Here is an 18,372-nt window from a genome sequence, read left to right as displayed (position 1 = left end):
TGGATTGCTGTAGTATTAATCACTGGAGGGTGAATGATGGTAACGATAAGGAAATGTACCATGGAGGATGTTCCTCAGGTAGCTGAATTATCTGAGATGTGGGCAAAAGAAGCGGTTACTTTCGCTTATCCAGCATCGAACACTGACAAGATTGCTCAGCGTATAGGGGATTATTTCTGGATTGCCGAGAAGCATGGACGGGTCATTGGATATACTCATGGAGCCATTCAAACATCCCAGTATTCGGTATTCCCTATAAACGCTTTATTTCTAGAGATTTATGAAGTATACGTCCATCCAGAGTACAGGGCAGATGGAGCAGGTCATCATTTGGTGGACAAAATCATAAGTGAAGCTGAGCTACACGGTGTAGCTCATGCACTCGTAGGTTCCTCTAATTTGGATTGGAAACGAAGTGTCGGATTTTATGAGCGGCATGGCTTCAAGATGTGGTATGTCCAAATGTATCGTTAATAAAAAGGCTTCCGAAGCAAACTACGCTCCGGAAGCCTTTTGCATGTCAACCCTTAAGACGAAGCTGCCGCCGCCGCAGAGGCCGCAGCTACAGCAATCGCTGTCTGCTGGGCAATGATGATGTTGGTCAGGCTGGTAGACAGCGTGGATTCAATGATGCCGTTTCTGACATCATCGACATATTGATAGGAGACGAGTGCGGCAGACAGCAGGAGCAGCTCCTGCTTGTTGATCGACCAGCCGCCGAAGCCCTTCTGCGGACGGAGGAACTCATAGGTGTCCGAGACATCGCTTACCAGCTGCTGCTGCTCATAGGGGATCAGGGACAGGATGCCAAGTGAAGAAAGTGTATACTCCTTATCCAGCCGGATATCCTGTGCCCGGAACGCCTCACGCAGGCTTAGCACCCGGCTTGTGAGATCCTCGCCGCCCAGCACCAGGACCTGTGTCAGCGCCTGGACACTGTTGCCGGAGAAGAACTCGGGCTTGAGCGTAACATATAGCTGTTCCAGCTGCTCCAGCCCTTGCTCTACAGGGATATCGGAGAGTCCGAGCATGGCAGCGAAGATGTAGTCATCCCGTCCGGTCAGGAAACGGTGCTTGGACCGCATTCCTTCATAGAAGGCTTGTGTGCGGTCTAAGGCTGCGGCATATTGATCGTACGGAGTATGGGCAGCGATCTGATAGGCGGCAATGACCAGGTAGTCGGAGGCCCGGAATTTGCGTTCCTTGAGCAAGTCATATACAGCCAGCGTATTCGCAAGCTGCTGCTGCGGCTGGGGAGACAGGGAGAGCAGCGCTGCAATACAGATGGCTGAGGTTCCACGGAAGGAGGAGAAGCCCCGGGTGTTATCCTTGACCATCTCATGGTACAGGCGGATCGCCTTCACATTGGCCATCTTGTCCTCCACTGCGTAGAGCAAGGCTGCCAGCCGGTTCACGGAGGCATTTTGCCAAGGGAATTCCTGTTTAATCTGCTGGGCGTTGGTTACGAATAATTCAAGTCTGGCTATGTATGATTGCTTCATAGGATGCACCTCTCATTTAGCTGTAGTTAATTGGGTATATTCTACTATAAAAACCAAATCGATGAAATTGAAACTCTTCCGGTAGACTTGCCCCCAAACCTATGAGAGCGTATTCTTGAATAAAGGTTACTAGAATGATGGATATTTATTCTGGAAAGAGAGGCAAGAGAATGATCAGAGCATCTGAAGATAACGAATATTATGAGCTGTCCAGTCCCACCATTCTCCCTAAGGCTTCGGGGTTCCTGTGGAATGAGCAGATGATGATTCATATGAACTGCCGGGGATATGCGGTAGCCCAGTTCATGCAGCCGGAGCCGGCCAAGTACTCCTATGCGCCGAATCTGGAGGCCAAGACGTTCATGCAGCCGGAGCAGCCTTATTATGCCCATCACCCCGGCCGCTTCGTCTATGTCAAGGATGAAGAGAACGGAGAGGTGTTCTCTGCCCCTTATGAGCCTGTCCGCACCCCTCCGGATCATTACACTTTTGCGGTGGGTAAACATAATATTATATGGACCATCGAGAAGAACGGAATCGCGATAGAGATGACGCTAAGCCTGCCAAAGGATGACCCGATGGAGCTGTGGCGGGTGAAGGTGACCAATCTGTCCGACGCCCCCCGCAAGATCAGCATCTATCCCTACTTCACTGTCGGATATATGTCATGGATGAATCAGTCCGGCGAGTATAAGGAAGCCTTGCAGGCAATCGTGGCTACAGCGGTCACCCCTTATCAGAAATATCAGGATTATGCCAAAATCAAGCATCTGAAGGACAAAACCTTCCTGCTGGCCGATCATGCCCCGGCCTCCTGGGAAGTGAATCAGGAAGCCTTCGAGGGCGAAGGCGGAATCGGCTTGCCGTCAGCGCTTAAGAGCGAACGGCTGGCGCAAGGCGAAGCCCGTTATGAGACCCCGGTTGCCGCCCTGCAATACAGTCTGGATCTGGCTGCAGGGGAAGAGCGTGAATACCGCTTCATCTTCGGCCCGGCCCGTAGTGAGCAGGAGATTGCGGAGATCCGCCGGAAGCTGTTCCTGGATACCAATGCGGCGGGCGAGGACGGATTCGTGCGCGCCGAGCGGGAATATGCGCAGTACATTGCGGAAGGCAGAGGGAGCATTGAGATCTCCACCCCGGATGCGGACCTCGACAATCTGGTCAACCACTGGCTGCCCCGGCAGATGTACTATCACGGGCAGACCAACCGCCTGACCACCGACCCGCAGACCCGGAATTATCTGCAGGATAATATGGGGATGAGCTATCTTAAGCCGCAGACGGCAAGAGAAGCGTTCCTGACGGCCTTAAGCCAGCAGGAGGCCAGCGGAGCGATGCCGGACGGCATTATTTTGCATGAAGCGGCTGAACTGAAATATATCAATCAGGTTCCGCATACCGACCATTGTGTCTGGCTGCCGATTTGCCTCAGTACCTATCTGGATGAGACCGATGATTACAGCATTCTGGATGAGGAAGTATCGTATGCGGGCGGCCTGGAGACAGGACCTGTGCATGAGCATATCGACCGGGCGGTGCAGTGGCTGCTGCATGAGCGGGACGAGCGCGGCCTGAACTATATCAATCAGGGGGACTGGTGCGACCCGATGAATATGGTAGGGTACCGGGGGCAAGGCGTGTCCGGCTGGCTGACCATCGCTACCGCGTATGCGTGTATGGTCTGGGCGGATATTTGTGAGCAGAGCGGCCGTACGGATATCGCCAAGACCTTCCGTCATGCGGCGGAGGAGACGAATGCTATCGTTAATCAGTACTTCTGGGATGGCGAGTGGTATGCGCGGGGAATTACCGATGACAATGTGGTGTTCGGAATCAGCAGCGACAAGGAAGGCCGGATCTTCATTAATCCCCAGGGCTGGGCGCTGCTCAGCGGTGCGGCCGATGAGGAGAAGCGGGCGAAGCTGATGAAGTCGGTCCATGAACAGCTGGAGACCCCGTATGGAGTGGAAAAGCTCGCCCCGTCCTATACCGCCATGCGCGAGGATGTGGGCCGGGTCACCCAGAAGCATCCGGGGACAGCCGAGAACGGCGCTGTCTATAACCATGCCGCAGCCTTCTATATCTATGGCTTGTATGCAGTAGGTGAGCAGGATCACGCGTACCGTCTGCTGCGCAAAATGCTCCCCGGGCCCGATATCGAGGATATCATCCGGCGGGGCCAGCTCCCGGTGTTCATTCCTAATTATTACCGGGGCGCGTATAAGCAATTCCCGCAGACTGCCGGACGCTCCAGCCATCTGTTCAATACCGGAACCGTTCCCTGGGTATACCGCTGTCTGATCGACGGATTGTTCGGGCTGCAAGGGAACCGGGAAGGGCTGCAGGTGAAGCCGCAGCTTCCTTCCGGCTGGCAGGAGGCCACCGTGAAGCGCAGCTTCAGAGGCGCTGAGCTGCAGATTGAGATGAAGCGTGAGTCCGGCGTAGCGGCAATCGAGGTATATCTGGAAGGACAGCTTGTGGAAGACGGTGTTCTGAAGGAACTGAAACCGGGTAAGCAGTATCAGGTGCTGGTTAAGATACCGGCTGGGGCTGTTACTATCTAAATACAGGAGGCTGAATGAACATGACAAATCATATTCCCGAAATATTGCTGAACGATGGAATGAAGGTGCCTGCGATTGGCTTTGGTACCGCGTGGATCAGGGGTGCGAAGGGTGTAGAGAGTCTGAAGACAGCGCTGGATTTAGGGTATCGTCTGATAGATTCTGCATTCAACTATGAGAATGAGGGGGTTGTCGGGGAGGCGGTGCGGCAGAGCGGCGTGGCCAGAGACCAGCTGTTCATTACCTCGAAGCTGCCTGGACGCCATCACAAGTATGATGAAGCGGTCGAGACTGTTCAAGAATCTCTGTACCGTGCAGGACTGGATTATTATGACCTGTATCTGATTCACTGGCCGAACCCCAAGGTGAACCTGTATGTGGAAGCATGGCAGGCGCTGATTGATGCGCGGGCAAAAGGGCTGATCCGTTCGATCGGCGTCAGCAACTTCCTGCCGGAGCATCTGGACCGCCTGATCAAGGAGACGGGAGTGGTACCGGCTATGAACCAGATCGAGCTGCATCCCTTCTATCAACAGGCGGAGCAGCGTGCGCATCATGAGAAGCACGGAATCATCACAGAATCCTGGAGTCCGCTGGGACGCGGCACGGAGCTGCTCAAGAATGAACAGCTAAGTGCGATCGCCGCAGTCCATGACAAATCGGTCTCACAGATTGTTTTGCGCTGGCACGTGCAGCTGGGGGCGGTTCCGATTCCAAGATCGGCGTCGGAGGAGCATCAACGGGAGAATCTGGAGATTTTCGGCTTCGAGCTGTCGGAGGCTGAGATGAAGGTGATTTCTGAGCTCCCGTCCACCGGACCGCTGTGGGACCAGGACCCGGCCGTGTACGAGGAGTTCTGATCCATTAATGTTATAGAGATACGGCCCCTTGCTCTTTGGCAGGGGGCTATTGTTTTGTTACAGCGCTCATACATAATTCGTTTAAGAAAAAGGGAAGCTGGTTACATAGAAAGAGTCAGAAGCCTACACAATCAGAAGCGAACAGAGGAGGAATATTATCATGAGTAATCAATATAAGATTCAAGATCCTGTGCAGCAATATGAAAAGGCTACGCCTGAATTCGAGCAGCAGCAGCCCAGTCCGGGCTTAGAGACGAAAATGCACCCGCGTCCCGATGACGGAGCGGGCACCTACAAGGGCAGCGGGAAGCTCACCGGACGGAAGGCCGTCATTACGGGAGCGGACAGCGGAATCGGGCGGGCGGTAGCGATTGCTTATGCCCGTGAAGGCGCCGATGTGGTGCTGGCCTATCTGCCGGAGGAAGAAGCTGATGCGAAGGAAGTCGTTAAGCTCATCGAGGAAGCCGGACGCAAGGCGGTGGCCCTGCCGGGCGATCTGAAGGACGAGAACTACTGCGAGCAGCTGATTGCCAAGGCCGTAGAGGAGCTGGGCGGGATTGATATCCTGGCTAACATTGCCGGTAAGCAGCAGTTCGTGAAAGACATCGCCGACCTGACTACAGAACAGTTCGATGCTACCTTCAAGACGAATGTCTACTCGCTGTTCTGGCTCTGCAAGGCAGCGGTGAAGCATATGAAGCCTGGTAGTACAATTATTAATACCTCATCGATTCAGGCCTATGAGCCTTCAGAGATTCTGCTGGACTATGCCACCACGAAGAGTGCCATTAATACCTTCAGCAAAGCTTTTGCCCAGCAGGTGGCCCCTAAGGGAATCCGGGTGAACGTGGTTGCCCCTGGACCGGTATGGACTCCGCTTCAGATCAGCGGGGGACAGCCGGAGGAAGTCCTGAAGGATTTCGGAGCTAAGACCCCGCTGGGACGCCCCGGCCAACCGGCTGAGATGGCTCCGGCCTATGTGTTCCTGGCCAGCCAGGAATCAAGCTATGTCAGCGGTGAGACCCTGAATGCCAACGGCGGAATGCCGACCCCATAAATAAGAATGAGTAACAACACGCTTGAGCAGGAACCTCCGTCAGGAGGTTTTTTGCTGTGGGGGGAATACTTGCAGCAGTCTGAAATATAAGAATGTATATGTTTCACGCTATACATTATCCTTCTATTTCTCGCCGAAACGTTACCGTCCTTTACAAGGACGGTAATGCCGTTTCCACTTGTATCACCTGGATTTAGCAGAGGCGGGGCTTCCGGCTCCCACTTTTGCCATCATAGGGGGTTCATGTGCTACACTTGAGTCATTGAATTGAAATCGTATCTGCCAGTTCTGGTGCATTAGCGGTTTGTGGAGAAGACAGGAGGAGACGGCATGGCATTCGTAACGGTGAAGGGTGAATATAAGCGCTATAAGATGGGGGAGACCCTGATTGTTGCCAACGACGGCATTGAGTTCGAGATCGAGAAGGGTGAATTTGCTGTAATTGTAGGGCCCAGCGGGGCGGGAAAGTCAACGGTGCTTAACATACTGGGCGGGATGGATTCCGCCGACGAAGGCCAGGTCATTGTGGACGGTACTGACATCGCACGTTATAGCGCCAAGGAATTGACCGGCTACCGCCGTAATGACGTGGGTTTCGTGTTTCAGTTCTATAATCTGGTCCCTAATCTGACCACTCTGGAGAATGTCGAGCTGGCTTCGCAGATCTCGCCCCGGGCCCTCGATGCCCGGAAGGTGCTGGAGGATGTGGGCCTTGGCGCGCGGCTGAATAACTTCCCGGCCCAGCTCTCGGGCGGGGAGCAGCAGCGCGTGGCTATCGCCAGAGCGCTGGCGAAGCAGCCGAAGCTGCTGCTCTGTGATGAGCCGACCGGTGCGCTCGATTACAATACCGGCAAGCAGGTGCTTAAGCTGCTGCAGGATACCTGCCGCGACACCGGCACAACGGTGATTGTGATCACGCATAACCTGGCGATTGCTCCGATGGCCGACCGGGTCATTGAGATCAACAACGCCAAGGTACGGAAAATGGTGAAGAATCCAGCGCCGGTATCCGTGGAAGATATCGAATGGTAAGGGGCCGGGAATGATGAAGAAACGGGCACTATGGAAGGATGTTTTTCGGGAGATCGGCCGAACCAAGGCGAGGTTCCTCTCGATCTTTGCGATTATTATGCTGGGGGTCAGCTTCTTCTCCGGGATCAAGTCGGCCGGGCCGGATATGCTGGACACCGCAGCGACGTATTATAAGGATCTGCGGCTGATGGATCTGCGGGTACAGTCCACTTACGGCCTGTCAGAGCAAGGGATCGAGATGCTTCGGGGGATACCCGGGGTGCAGACAGTTCAGCCTGTATACAGCTCCGATGTCTTTCTTGGCGACAGCGGGCTGATTGCCAAGGTCTATTCGTATGCGGACAATAATGAACTGAACGGCTACAAGCTCACCGCCGGGCATCTCCCGGCGGCCTCTGGAGAGATTATGCTGGATGAACACCTGCGCGAACAGGAAAAATTTAAGCTTGGCGATTCCATTATCTTCGGCGGCGAGGCCGGGGAGACGCCTGAACAGAGCTTTCGGACCAAGACCTATACTGTAGTAGGCTTCGCGCAGAGCCCACAATATATTGAGACCGCGAACCGTGGAACGAGCCGGATCGGCAAAGGGACTGCCGATGCGTTCGCCGTCATCCCGGAAGGGGATTTCACACTTCCGGTGTATACGGAGGCCTATCTCAGCTTCAAGGATACGGCTGCGGAGAGGGCCTATACTCCGGCCTATGACACGTTGGTTGAGCGCCACCTCACAGAGACAGAGCAAGCGCTCAAGGATTACCCGGCGCAGCGTCTGGAGGAGCTGAAGGCGGAAGCGGCCGCCAAGCTGGCTGCGGGCCAGCAGGCAGCGGATGCTTCGCAGCAGCAACAACAGCAGACAGCGGCGCAGAGCCAGCCGGAGCTGCCTAAAGTATATGTGGCCGATCGCACAATGAACCCGGGATACGCCGAATACAAGGATAATGCGGACCGGCTGTCCGCGATTGCGTCGGCTTTTCCGGTATTCTTTTTCCTGATTGCAGCGCTTGTCAGCTTAACCACGATGACCCGCATGGTGGAGGAGCAGCGGCTCCAGATTGGGACGTTGAAGGCACTTGGATACGGTGCTATGGACATTATGACCAAGTTTCTGGTGTATGGAACACTGGCCAGCCTTACGGCATCCCTTGCAGGCCTTGCAGTCGGCTTCACGTTCTTCCCGGATCTGATCTATAATGCTTACAGCTCTCTCTATAACCTGCCGGATGTGATCAAGAGCTTCTACCCTTCATACGCCGTTATTTCCATAGTCGTGGCGCTGGTCTGTACAACGATGACGGCGATGATCGCTTCACGGGTGGAGCTGCGGAGCAACGCGTCTGTGCTGATGCGGCCCAAGGCACCGAAGAGCGGGCAGCGGATTATGCTGGAGCGCTTCAAGTTCCTGTGGACCCGGCTCAGCTTCGTGCAAAAGGTGACGGCCCGCAACCTCTTCCGCTACAAGCAGCGGATGTTCATGACCGTTATCGGGGTGGCAGGCTGTACCGCGCTGATTCTGACCGGCTTTGGACTGAAGGATTCCATCGGCAGCATCGCCGAGCGGCAGTTCGGCGGCATTATGAAATACAGCGCCCTGGTCGCCCTGCACGACAATGCAGCCGCCGCAGATCAGGCTTCCTATAAGAAGCTGATTGAACAGGAGACTGCGGTGACAGGCACGCTGAATGTGCTGCAGGAGGCTATGACGGCCCGGGCCAAAGGTGTGAACGACCAGGAAGTGCGGATCTTTGTTCCCTCGGATACCGCTGAGCTGGCGTCTTTCGTTAATCTTAAGGACCGCAGCACCGGTAAGTCGCGTGCACCCAGTGACGAAGGCGCGGTCATTACAGAGAAGCTGGCCAAGCTGTATGATGTGGCACCCGGGGGCACGTTGACGCTTCTGGACAGCAACAATGAGCCATTCCAGATCAAGGTAGCGGCGGTCACCGAGAACTATGTGCTGCATTATGTATACATGACTCCGGCTTACTACACAGAGGTGTTCGGCAAGGAGCCGGTCTATAATACTCAATTGTTGAATTACAGCGGCAAGGATAAGGAGTGGGAGAGTGCCTTCGGGGAGAAGCTGACTGCGAATGGACAGGTGGCCTTGGTCAGCTTTTCCAGCGGTGTGGGAGAAGCCTTCGAGGAAACTATGGACAGTATGGATATCGTCATTGTGGTGCTGATTGTCTCTGCTGCCGCGCTGGCCTTCGTGGTCCTGTACAACCTGACTAATATCAATGTGTCTGAGCGGGTCCGCGAATTGTCTACGATTAAGGTGCTCGGCTTCTATGATAAGGAAGTCACTCTGTATATTTACCGGGAAAATATTCTGCTGACCTTGCTCGGTATCTTGTCCGGCAGTGCCCTGGGGGTGATCCTGCACCGGTTCGTCCTGTCGACTGCCGAGCTGGATGCCACCATGTTCGCTCCGCTCATCAAGTGGCAGAGCTACATCTATGCAGCCTTGCTGACCATACTATTCTCAGGCATCGTAATGGCTTTCATGCACATCAAGCTCAAGCGGATTCATATGATTGAAGCGCTGAAGTCGGTAGAGTAGTTCAGTCACGATTTTGTCAAAAAAATAAAAAAAGCATCAGCATACAAGGAAGGATAATGAGCCGAGGGCAGAGGGAGCCCGGAGCCGTTATCCTTCTTTTTTGTGCCTGAAAAGGAACCGATGGCTGGGGAATTAGCGCTGAAACATACGAAAATATGACGAACAGTGTCGGAAAATCGCGAAAATGATAAGAAAGTGTCATTAAAACTAACCCGATTAAACTCATTATAATAATGGGTAAAAGGTATTTTTACAGTTATTTCAAGATACATTGGAAGTAAATGTTTCGGGAGCAAAAAAGTAAGATTGTACAGCGGTAAATAAATATATTGACGTAAGATATATTCACATGTAATATAAACCATAATTTATGAGGGAAGTTGTGAGGCTTCCCGCCGGGAATGTTATCCCTGACCTTAATTGACCCGCGGTCTATTCAACGCATTTCTACAATATATATTAGGTGTGATGTTATGTCACATGTAATGCGTAGGCGGTCATTAGTGGTCTTAGACGGATAACGATCCGGAGCATCCCAGTCTCCCGAGAAGCTTTGAAGAGCAGGTACAAGCACTTAACTAAGGAGGAGTAAAGGAATGGCGAAAAAGAGAAAATGGTGGTCAGGTTTACTAGTCTTATCGTTGGTAGGGGTTCTATTTACAGGTTGCAGTACGAATAACACTGCGGGTTCTTCAACAAATGCGCCTGCAGCCACTACAGCACCGGCAGAGAGTGCGACGCCTGATGCTACGGAAGCACCTGCAGCTGACGCGCCGGTTGACGGCGGAACACTAGTTACAAGCTCATTCTCCGATATTGTTAATATTAATCCGCTCTTAGTTAATGACACCGCATCTGGTGATGTGGCCCAGTTCGTCTTCGCCAAGCTGTACAACCTGGACCGTGAAGGTAATGTACAGGCAGAGGATTGGTCACTGGCTGCCGCGCTGCCGGAGATCTCTGAAGATGGCTTGACCTATACTGTGAAGCTGAAGGATACCGCCAAATGGAGTGACGGTCAGCCCGTCGTCGCAGATGATGTAATCTACACCGTTGAAATGGCCAAGAATAAGGAGACAGGCTCTCCGCTGATCAGTGCCTTTGACAAGGTGAAGAGCGTTGAGAAGGTGGATGACCACACCGTCAAGATCACAATGTCCCAAGTCTATGCGCCGTTCCTGTATGCGCTGGTCCAGGAGATTGTTCCAGCCCATGTCCTGAAGGATGTGAAGCCGACCGAAATGCAGAAGAACCCCTATGGTACTGATCCGGCCAAGACCGTTACAAGCGGACCATGGAAGTGGACAGCCTGGAAGCAAGGCGAGAGCCATACCCTGGATGCTGATCCTAACTACTGGGGAACCGTGAAGCCTCATATCGCTCAGGTGATCTACAAGATCTACGCCGACCAGAACACTGAGGTACAGGCGATTATGAAGGGTGACACGGACCATATCAGTGCGATTCCGGTAACTCAGGTTGAAGCGGTTAAGGCTGACGGGAAAATCGATATCATCCAGAAGCCGGGCGCGCAGTACGAATATGTTAACTTCAACTTTGACGGCAAGAACTTCCCGGATGGCTACGGCCTGTTCCAGGGACAGAAGACCAGACAGGCGATTGCCCATGCCCTGAACCGTCAAGGGATGGTGGACAATATCCTGAAGGGCGTAGGCGCGCTGATGAATGCGCCGTTCCTGCCGGATACCTGGGCTGACCCGGGTGATGCTGCTGTTAACTATGATTACAATGCTGAGACGGCCAAGAAGCTCCTGGCTGAAGACGGCTGGGTTGCGGATGCCAAGGACGGCATTCTGGTCAAAGACGGCCACCGTTTCTCCTTCGAGCTTCAATATAATGCCGGCAACAGCCGCCGTGAACAGGTTGCCGCTGTTATTCAGCAGAACCTTAAGGATGTAGGCATTGAAGTGAAGCCTAAGGCAATCGATTTCGCTGCCTGGATTGACCAGAACGTAACACCGGGTAAATACCAGGCCCTGCTGCTGGCGTGGTCGCTGAATACTCCGGACCCGGATGCGGAGAGCATTTTCTCCTCCAAGTACTTCCCGCCTGCGGGACAGAACAGCGGCTGGTATAAGAACGAGAAGCTGGATAAGCTGTGGGTAGATGGATATTCCACAGTAGATCAGGCTAAACGCAAGGAAATCTACAAAGAAGTAGGCAAGGAAATCTCGACCGACCTTCCTTATGTCTTCCTGTATCAGTATGGACAGGCGATCGGAACAGGACCTAGAGTGCACTGGGCAGAGGAGGACGCTCCAGAGCCGTCACTGGGCTACGGACAGTTCTTCCACGCTATCAAATGGTGGGTAACCGAGTAACGTACCGACTAACTGAATAGACTTGCGGGAGGTGAAAGAGAATTCTCTTTCACCTCCCCCTTTTGTATAAATAGGGGGTCTTCCGTAATCTATCGCCTTACCATCTCTAGGAGGCTAGCCAATGACAGAATATCTGATACGCCGAGTGCTTCAATCGGTACTGGTCATCTTTCTGATTACCATACTAACTTTTCTTCTAATCCATGCGGCTCCGGGTGGCCCTACACAAGTGATGCTCGCGCCGGGCCTGACACCGGAAATCTTCGAGCAGCAGGCCAAGAACCTGGGTCTGGATCAGCCGATTCATATCCAGTATTTCCACTGGATCGGCGACCTGCTGCAAGGAGACCTGGGATATACCTTCAAGAACCATATTGCAATCTCGGATCTGCTCTGGCCGCGTATCGGCAATACCATAATCCTGATGGGTGCGGCTTGGCTGGTATCCCTGCTGATCGCAATCCCCTGGGGAATCTACAATAGTACCAAAGTCTATGGTTTATCGGATCAGACGGCTTCGTTCATTTCTTATCTGGGCTTCGCCATGCCGACCTTCTGGTTCGGGATTCTATTGCAGCAGTGGCTGTCGCTCAAGCTGGACTGGTTCCCATTGTCGGATATGCATACAAGAGGCAAGGAAGACAGTATCGCTGATTTATTCATGCATCTGGTGCTGCCGGTAACGGTACTGGCACTTGGGTTCCTGGCTTCTTATATGAAGTATGCGCGGGCCAGTATGCTGGAGGTGCTGGATCAGGATTATATCCGGACGGCACGGGCCAAAGGCGTCAAGGAACGGAAGGTCGTCTTCCGCCATGCCCTGCGCAATGCACTAATTCCAATTATTACAATACTAGGCCTTGATCTTCCGATCCTGGTGGGAGGGGCGGCACTAACAGAGAATGTATTCAACTGGCCGGGAATGGGCCGTTGGTTCGTAGAGATGGCCACTGCACGTGAATATTCGGCACTGATGGCTGTGACTATCGTCACGGCTGTGATGGTCGTCATTGGCAATCTGCTGGCAGATATACTGTATGTCGTAGTTGATCCCCGGGTGAAGCTCGGCAAGCAAGGGGGGAAGGCAGCATGAGTACAGACAATACTGAGCTTATCAAAGGGAAGGTATCCAAGCCGCTGGGAACGCCGGATATGAGTCCGATGCCGGGCGGGACCGACCCGGAAATTCCGGTGGTGGATATGGACAGACCTCCCGGCCCGTGGAGAGTGCTGTGGAAGAAGTTCTCGCGCAATCCGTTTGCTATGGGCGGGTTGATCGTGCTGTTTATCTTTGTGCTGCTGGCAATCTTCGCATCGCGGCTGACCCCGTATGGACCGGAGAAGATTGATCTGATGTTCGCCAACCTGAAGCCGGGAGCGGAGGGCCATCTCCTCGGTACAGATGAGCTGGGCCGCGATATTCTCAGCAGACTGCTGTACAGCGCGAGGATATCGCTGCTTATCGGTTTCTCCGTTGCTTTTGTATCCGTGCTGGTCGGATCGGTGGTCGGGGCGATTTCGGGTTACTTCGGCGGATTCATAGATACGGTATTCATGCGTATTGTTGATGTCATGAACTCCGTCCCATCCCTGTTCCTGAATATCCTGGTGATGGCGCTGTTCGGCACAAAGATTGAATTCATGATCCTGATTCTGGCGTTCACCAGCTGGATGAGTATTGCCCGGCTGGTCCGGGGAACCTTCCTGCAGCTGCGGGAGATGCAGTATGTGGAGGCGGCCAGAGCCATCGGGGTATCCAGCTGGGGGATCATCTTCCGGCATTTGCTCCGCAACGCGAGCTTCCCGATCATTGTCAATGCCACCTTGATGGTCGGCGGAGCGATTCTCAGTGAATCTGCACTGTCCTATCTGGGTCTTGGTATCCAGGCTCCGGCCACAAGCTGGGGACTGATGCTCAGCAGTGCACAGGAATTCATGCTGATTGATCCGATGCAAGCCGTGTATCCGGGTCTGTGCATTCTGCTCGTCGTGCTGGCGGTTAACTTCATCGGCGACGGCATCCGGGATGCCCTTGATCCCAGACAGCAAGTGACCAAATCCCGGAGGAGGCTGGAACAATGGCGCAAAAACTACTCGAAATCCGGAAACTAACCGCCGGCTTTGCGACAGAGAAGGGACTGCTCAAAGCAACCGACGGCATCTCCCTTACGGTGAATAAAGGTCAGACAGTCTGTATTGTAGGCGAATCCGGCAGCGGCAAAAGTGTCACCTCGCTGGCGATCATGCGCCTGATCGATTATGCGGGCGGTATGATACTGGATGGACAGATTGACTTCCATGGACAGGATCTGGGGGCGAAAAGCCAGGAGGAGATGCGGGAGATTCGCGGCAACCAGATCGCGATGATCTTCCAGGACCCGATGTCTTCGCTGAATCCGGTCTTCACCATAGGGGAACAGATTGCGGAGAGTCTGCGGCTGCATCAGAATAAGAAGGATGCAGAAGCGCTGAAGCTGGCGGTCGATCTGATTAGATTGGTGGGCATACCGGCACCGGAGATCCGTGCGAAGCAGTACCCGCATGAGCTGTCTGGCGGGATGTGCCAGCGCGTAGTCATTGCGATTGCGCTGGCCTGTAACCCCGAGCTGCTGATTGCCGATGAGCCGACCACCGCACTTGATGTTACGGTCCAAGCGCAGATTCTGGATCTGCTGCGCAAGCTTCAGTCGGAGCTTGGCATGTCCATCCTGCTGATTACCCACGACATGGGAGTTGCCGCTGAGATGGCGGACCGCATTGCTGTCATGTACGCGGGCGCTATCGTGGAAGAGGGCGGTGTGGAAGAGATCTTCGACCATCCCAGCCATCCTTATACGATAGGTCTGCTCCAGTCGATTCCGGGGTTCGAAGGCGGACGGGGAGGCGAGCTCTATACGATCAGCGGAACGATTCCGCCGATAGGACAGCTGCCTGCAGGCTGCCGCTTCCACCCGCGTTGTCCGCATGCGATGGACATCTGCCGGAGCCAGGAGCCGCCGGATTTCCTGATCTCTGATGATCACCGGGCCGCCTGCTGGCTGTTCAAGGATAAGCCGGTTTCAGCGTATACCAGCGGGGAGGCGAAGCACGCATGATGAACAAAACATTGGCCAAGCCAAATCGTAAGGTAGCTGCCTCCTCAGAAGTACTGGTGGAGGTTAAGGATATTAAGAAGTATTTTCCGATCACCAAGGGTCTGCTTAACCGGACCGTCGGGCAGGTCAAGGCGGTGGATGGGGTCAATCTGGCGATCCGCCAAGGCGAGACGTTCGGGCTGGTCGGGGAATCCGGCTGCGGCAAATCCACCTTCGGACGGGTACTGCTCCGGCTGCAAAGTGCGACCGGGGGGCAGGTGCTATTCAAGGGCCAGGATATCCATTCGCTGGGTTCGCGTGACATGCGGAAGCTGCGGGAAGAGATGCAGATTATTTTCCAGGACCCGTTCGGGTCGCTGAATCCGCGCTTCCTCGTCAAGGATATTATCGGCGAGCCGCTGCGTATTCACTGGAACATGTCCGGCAAGGAGATCGATGCCCGGGTGGTTGAGCTGATGGAGCTGGTGGGTCTGGATGCCAGCCGCCGGAACCGCTATCCGCATGAATTCTCCGGCGGACAACGCCAGCGCATTGGCATCGCCCGGGCGATTGCACTGAATCCGCAGTTTATTGTGGCCGATGAGGCCGTGTCCGCACTTGATGTGTCGGTGCAATCCCAGGTCATTAACCTGCTGATGAAGCTGCAGAAGGAGCTGGGCCTAACCTTCCTGTTCATTGCGCATGGTTTGAACGTAGTCCGTCATATCTCTGACCGTGTGGGGGTCATGTACCTGGGCAAGCTGGTGGAGGTGGGAGAGACGGAGGAACTGTTCGCGGCCCCTCTGCATCCGTATACTGCCGCCCTGCTCTCGGCCATTCCCAAGCCGACACCAAGGCGTAAGCAGGAGCGCATTATGCTGGAGGGAGATGTGCCCTCCCCGGCCAATCCGCCCTCCGGCTGCCGGTTCCATACCCGCTGTCCGTTCGTCCAGGACAAATGCCGCTTAGCGGAGCCGCTGCTGGAAGAGGTCCTGCCGGGCCGTCCGGTAGCCTGTCATTTCCCGTTGCTTCCGAAATCCTGATCAAGCATTACCCTATGCTGTACCGAAGAGGAACACTGCTGAATCTTACGCAGTGTTCCTTTTTTTGATTTTGGGGCCCCCCGCAAAGTACCTGAGTCATCACCTTCGCTAAAGCCCCACTTTGTGGGGTTATTTTGTAATTCCGCTTCAAACTAATCATTGTGCTACAGGCATTTCTATAAGAAAATGAGAAAAAGACAACGCAAACGCAAAGGTTGCGGAACCGGAGGCTATGGTGAAAAAGGTCAATACAGCAATTTCAGCACTCTTTATCCTTGTTATGATAATAGCTGTCTGGGTATGGGCAGTGTCGGTACATACCTGGACCCTGGCGGGGGCCTTGGCTTCCCTGCTCTGTCTGGCCCTGTTTATCTGGACGGGCCTGCGGGCCATCCCCGCTATAACCGGGTACATCAATAGCCCAAGCGCACTGCGGACGGTGAATACGGACGACTCCCCGGAGGAACGGCAGCGGATCTGGTGGAAGATTGTGCTGTGGGTGATATTCAGCCGGGTGCTGCTAATCCTTGCGGCTTATGTATTCTGGGTGCTTCGGGAGGGAGGCTCCGGCAGCCTGTTCTCCCGCTTCATTGAGATGTGGCATATCCGCGGAATTGATGCGATGTCTTATCTGGGCATTGCCGAGCGGTGGTATGTGACGGAAGGAGATCCCAGATTTCATATTGTATTTCTGCCGTTCTTCCCCGTTATGATCAAGCTGGCGCAGTTCTTCACAGGCAATTATATGGCTGCAGGATTTGCCGTAGCCAATCTCTGCACGCTTGCAGCGGCGTTGTTCGCTTATGAACTGGCCCGGCTGGATATGGGGCGCAGGAATGCCCTGCGGGTAGTGAAGTACATCTTCATCTTCCCGTCGGCCTTCTTTTTCTTCCTTCCCATGACAGAGGCGCTGTTCCTGCTGCTCTCCCTGATGGCACTGTATTTTGTGCGCAAAAAGCGATGGCTGCTGGGCTGCCTCTGTGCAGCGCTGGCCGGATTCACCCGTTCCCCGGGGATTCTGTTGGCCGTGCCGATTGCCGTGGAATTTGCCCGGGAGCTGGCCGCTGGCTACAGGTCAATGGACCGGAAGGCTTTTACGAATAAGCTGATCTTGGCTGTTCTCTCCCTGGTGAGCGTCTCGTTCGGTCTGCTGGCTTATCTCTACATCAATTACAATGTGACGGGCAACGCGTTCCAGTTCAGTATTTATCAGCGGGAGCACTGGTCGCAGCGGTTCTACTTCTTTTTCGATACTGCGAGATATCAGATGGAATATGCGGTGAATACCTTCAAGGATGCCGATTACCGGTCGTTCTTAGGGCTGTGGCTGCCGAATTTGTGCGCGATCTTCCTGGTTCTCTTCATGATGCTCCGCAGTACGAAGAAGCTTAATCCCGCCTACATGGCGTACGTGATCGCCTATTTCGTCTATGTAGTGGCCCCGACTTGGCTGCTGTCTGCTCCGCGTTATTTCGCTGTTGCGTTTCCGCTGGCGTTCGCGGCTGTGCTGTTGACGGAGGATAAGAAGTGGAAAGATATCCTGCTCACTACGCTATTTATTGCGGGGGGTCTGCTGTATCTGGCGGTGTTTGTATCCGGTTATCCGGTATATTAGTGTGTAATAGAAATTACAGAAACGATGGTGGCTATGCAGATTCAACTAGAAGATCAGATGGTTACGTTACATGTCCAGTATGCCAAGCGCAAGAAGCTATCCGTAACGGTGGACGGCTCGGACCTCATTACCGTTAAGGCGCCCAAGGGAACGAGTGAAGAGGCGATCCTCGGTGCGGTAGCAAGTCTAGGCCCGAAGATTCTGGAGAAGCTGCGCAGCAATGCGGCAGCCCGGCAGGTGCCGAGGGTTAAGGCTTATGAGGGCGACGAAGAAGCCTTCTTGTACTTGGGGAAGGAATATGCGCTGCATGAGCTGATTGGAGACCGGCAGGCGGATGCGGAGGAGCTGAAGCTTGCGCTGAAGAAATTCTATACGGCCAGTCTGAAGAAAATCATCGCAGAGCGCATCAAGCCCTACCAGACGCAGCTCAGAGTGAAGCCGAAGAGTATGGAGATTGTGGAGTCGCGGACCAAGTGGGGGAGCTGCAGCTTTGACGGCAAGCTGACGTTCAATTACCGCCTGGCCATGGCGCCGCCCGAAGTGATCGACTATGTCATCATTCATGAGCTGTGTCATCTGCTGCATATGAATCATGACCGTTCCTTCTGGCGGCGCTTGGGAAGTATTATGCCGGACTATAAGGAGAAGGAGGCCTACCTGGCCCGGCAGGGGCAGTTCATGACGCTGTGACCTAACGAAAAGGGGCTGTCCCAAAAGTAG

13 protein-coding genes and 1 pseudogene are annotated in these 18,372 nt (G+C 54.1%); 13 read left to right on the top strand and 1 reads right to left on the bottom strand.

Going from position 1 to position 18,372, the window contains the following annotated elements; all coding sequences use genetic code 11:
* The first annotated feature begins 33 nt into the window (after window positions 1-33).
* The gene (locus tag MHH78_RS32415; protein WP_341170117.1) at window positions 34-474 is read left to right on the top strand and encodes a GNAT family N-acetyltransferase; all 441 of its coding nucleotides are present in this window, start codon (window positions 34-36) and stop codon (window positions 472-474) included.
* Window positions 475-527: 53 nt separating this feature from the next.
* Here the strand turns inward: MHH78_RS32415 and MHH78_RS32410 are convergent, their stop codons facing one another.
* Entirely contained in the window at window positions 528-1,502 is a 975-nt protein-coding gene (locus tag MHH78_RS32410) for a DUF4003 family protein (protein ID WP_341170116.1), read from the bottom strand.
* 170 nt (window positions 1,503-1,672) lie between these two features.
* On the opposite strand from MHH78_RS32410, the gene MHH78_RS32405 reads away from it, so the two are divergent.
* From MHH78_RS32405 to MHH78_RS32350, 12 genes and pseudogenes are all read left to right on the top strand, one after another.
* Window positions 1,673-4,066, top strand: coding sequence for a GH36-type glycosyl hydrolase domain-containing protein (locus tag MHH78_RS32405; RefSeq protein ID WP_341170115.1), 2,394 nt, complete (start codon window positions 1,673-1,675; stop codon window positions 4,064-4,066).
* A 20-nt stretch (window positions 4,067-4,086) separates the two neighbouring features.
* The gene (locus MHH78_RS32400; RefSeq protein WP_341170114.1) at window positions 4,087-4,926 is read left to right on the top strand and encodes an aldo/keto reductase; all 840 of its coding nucleotides are present in this window, start codon (window positions 4,087-4,089) and stop codon (window positions 4,924-4,926) included.
* Window positions 4,927-5,086: 160 nt separating this feature from the next.
* Window positions 5,087-5,983, top strand: coding sequence for an SDR family oxidoreductase (locus MHH78_RS32395; protein ID WP_341170113.1), 897 nt, complete (start codon window positions 5,087-5,089; stop codon window positions 5,981-5,983).
* 330 nt (window positions 5,984-6,313) lie between these two features.
* On the top strand, window positions 6,314-7,015 hold the full coding sequence (locus tag MHH78_RS32390; RefSeq protein ID WP_036730659.1) for an ABC transporter ATP-binding protein: 702 nt from the start codon (window positions 6,314-6,316) through the stop codon (window positions 7,013-7,015).
* A gap of 877 nt (window positions 7,016-7,892) precedes the next feature.
* A pseudogene (locus MHH78_RS32385) lies at window positions 7,893-9,578 on the top strand (ABC transporter permease); the annotation flags it as partial.
* A 596-nt stretch (window positions 9,579-10,174) separates the two neighbouring features.
* Window positions 10,175-11,920 (top strand): peptide-binding protein, encoded by a 1,746-nt coding sequence (locus MHH78_RS32380; protein WP_341170112.1) that lies wholly within the window; start codon window positions 10,175-10,177, stop codon window positions 11,918-11,920.
* A 121-nt stretch (window positions 11,921-12,041) separates the two neighbouring features.
* A complete protein-coding gene (locus MHH78_RS32375) occupies window positions 12,042-13,013 on the top strand; it encodes an ABC transporter permease (protein WP_076081946.1) in 972 nt (323 codons plus the stop codon).
* A gap of 59 nt (window positions 13,014-13,072) precedes the next feature.
* A complete protein-coding gene (locus MHH78_RS32370; RefSeq protein ID WP_340757889.1) occupies window positions 13,073-14,032 on the top strand; it encodes an ABC transporter permease in 960 nt (319 codons plus the stop codon).
* Window positions 13,999-15,015, top strand: coding sequence for an ABC transporter ATP-binding protein (locus MHH78_RS32365; RefSeq protein ID WP_341170111.1), 1,017 nt, complete (start codon window positions 13,999-14,001; stop codon window positions 15,013-15,015). Before MHH78_RS32370 ends, MHH78_RS32365 begins: the two co-directional genes overlap by 34 nt.
* Entirely contained in the window at window positions 15,012-16,037 is a 1,026-nt protein-coding gene (locus MHH78_RS32360; protein WP_341170110.1) for an ABC transporter ATP-binding protein, read from the top strand. The genes MHH78_RS32365 and MHH78_RS32360 overlap by 4 nt, the downstream gene beginning before the upstream one ends.
* Window positions 16,038-16,269: 232 nt before the next feature.
* A complete protein-coding gene (locus MHH78_RS32355) occupies window positions 16,270-17,652 on the top strand; it encodes a hypothetical protein (RefSeq protein ID WP_341170109.1) in 1,383 nt (460 codons plus the stop codon).
* Between the two features lie 33 nt (window positions 17,653-17,685).
* Window positions 17,686-18,342 carry a M48 family metallopeptidase gene (locus MHH78_RS32350; protein ID WP_036730739.1) on the top strand — a complete coding sequence of 219 codons (657 nt, stop codon included), beginning with the start codon at window positions 17,686-17,688 and terminating at the stop codon, window positions 18,340-18,342.
* Window positions 18,343-18,372 lie beyond the last annotated feature (30 nt).

It is taken from the genome of Paenibacillus sp. FSL H3-0333, from assembly GCF_038002805.1.
In the GTDB taxonomy this organism is placed as follows: Bacteria; Bacillota; Bacilli; order Paenibacillales; family Paenibacillaceae; genus Paenibacillus_AQ; species Paenibacillus_AQ silagei.
This window is presented reverse-complemented; position numbering and strand designations above follow the sequence as displayed.

Coding starts and splice junctions, on each gene's coding strand:
- MHH78_RS32390 (WP_036730659.1), top strand. CDS start 6,314: ATGGCATTCGTAACGGTGAAGGGTGAATATAAGCGCTATAAGATGGGG.
- MHH78_RS32365 (WP_341170111.1), top strand. CDS start 13,999: ATGGCGCAAAAACTACTCGAAATCCGGAAACTAACCGCCGGCTTTGCG.
- MHH78_RS32415 (WP_341170117.1), top strand. CDS start 34: ATGATGGTAACGATAAGGAAATGTACCATGGAGGATGTTCCTCAGGTA.
- MHH78_RS32350 (WP_036730739.1), top strand. CDS start 17,686: ATGCAGATTCAACTAGAAGATCAGATGGTTACGTTACATGTCCAGTAT.
- MHH78_RS32375 (WP_076081946.1), top strand. CDS start 12,042: ATGACAGAATATCTGATACGCCGAGTGCTTCAATCGGTACTGGTCATC.
- MHH78_RS32360 (WP_341170110.1), top strand. CDS start 15,012: ATGATGAACAAAACATTGGCCAAGCCAAATCGTAAGGTAGCTGCCTCC.
- MHH78_RS32395 (WP_341170113.1), top strand. CDS start 5,087: ATGAGTAATCAATATAAGATTCAAGATCCTGTGCAGCAATATGAAAAG.
- MHH78_RS32380 (WP_341170112.1), top strand. CDS start 10,175: ATGGCGAAAAAGAGAAAATGGTGGTCAGGTTTACTAGTCTTATCGTTG.
- MHH78_RS32410 (WP_341170116.1), bottom strand. CDS start 1,502: ATGAAGCAATCATACATAGCCAGACTTGAATTATTCGTAACCAACGCC.
- MHH78_RS32355 (WP_341170109.1), top strand. CDS start 16,270: ATGGTGAAAAAGGTCAATACAGCAATTTCAGCACTCTTTATCCTTGTT.
- MHH78_RS32405 (WP_341170115.1), top strand. CDS start 1,673: ATGATCAGAGCATCTGAAGATAACGAATATTATGAGCTGTCCAGTCCC.
- MHH78_RS32370 (WP_340757889.1), top strand. CDS start 13,073: ATGAGTCCGATGCCGGGCGGGACCGACCCGGAAATTCCGGTGGTGGAT.
- MHH78_RS32400 (WP_341170114.1), top strand. CDS start 4,087: ATGACAAATCATATTCCCGAAATATTGCTGAACGATGGAATGAAGGTG.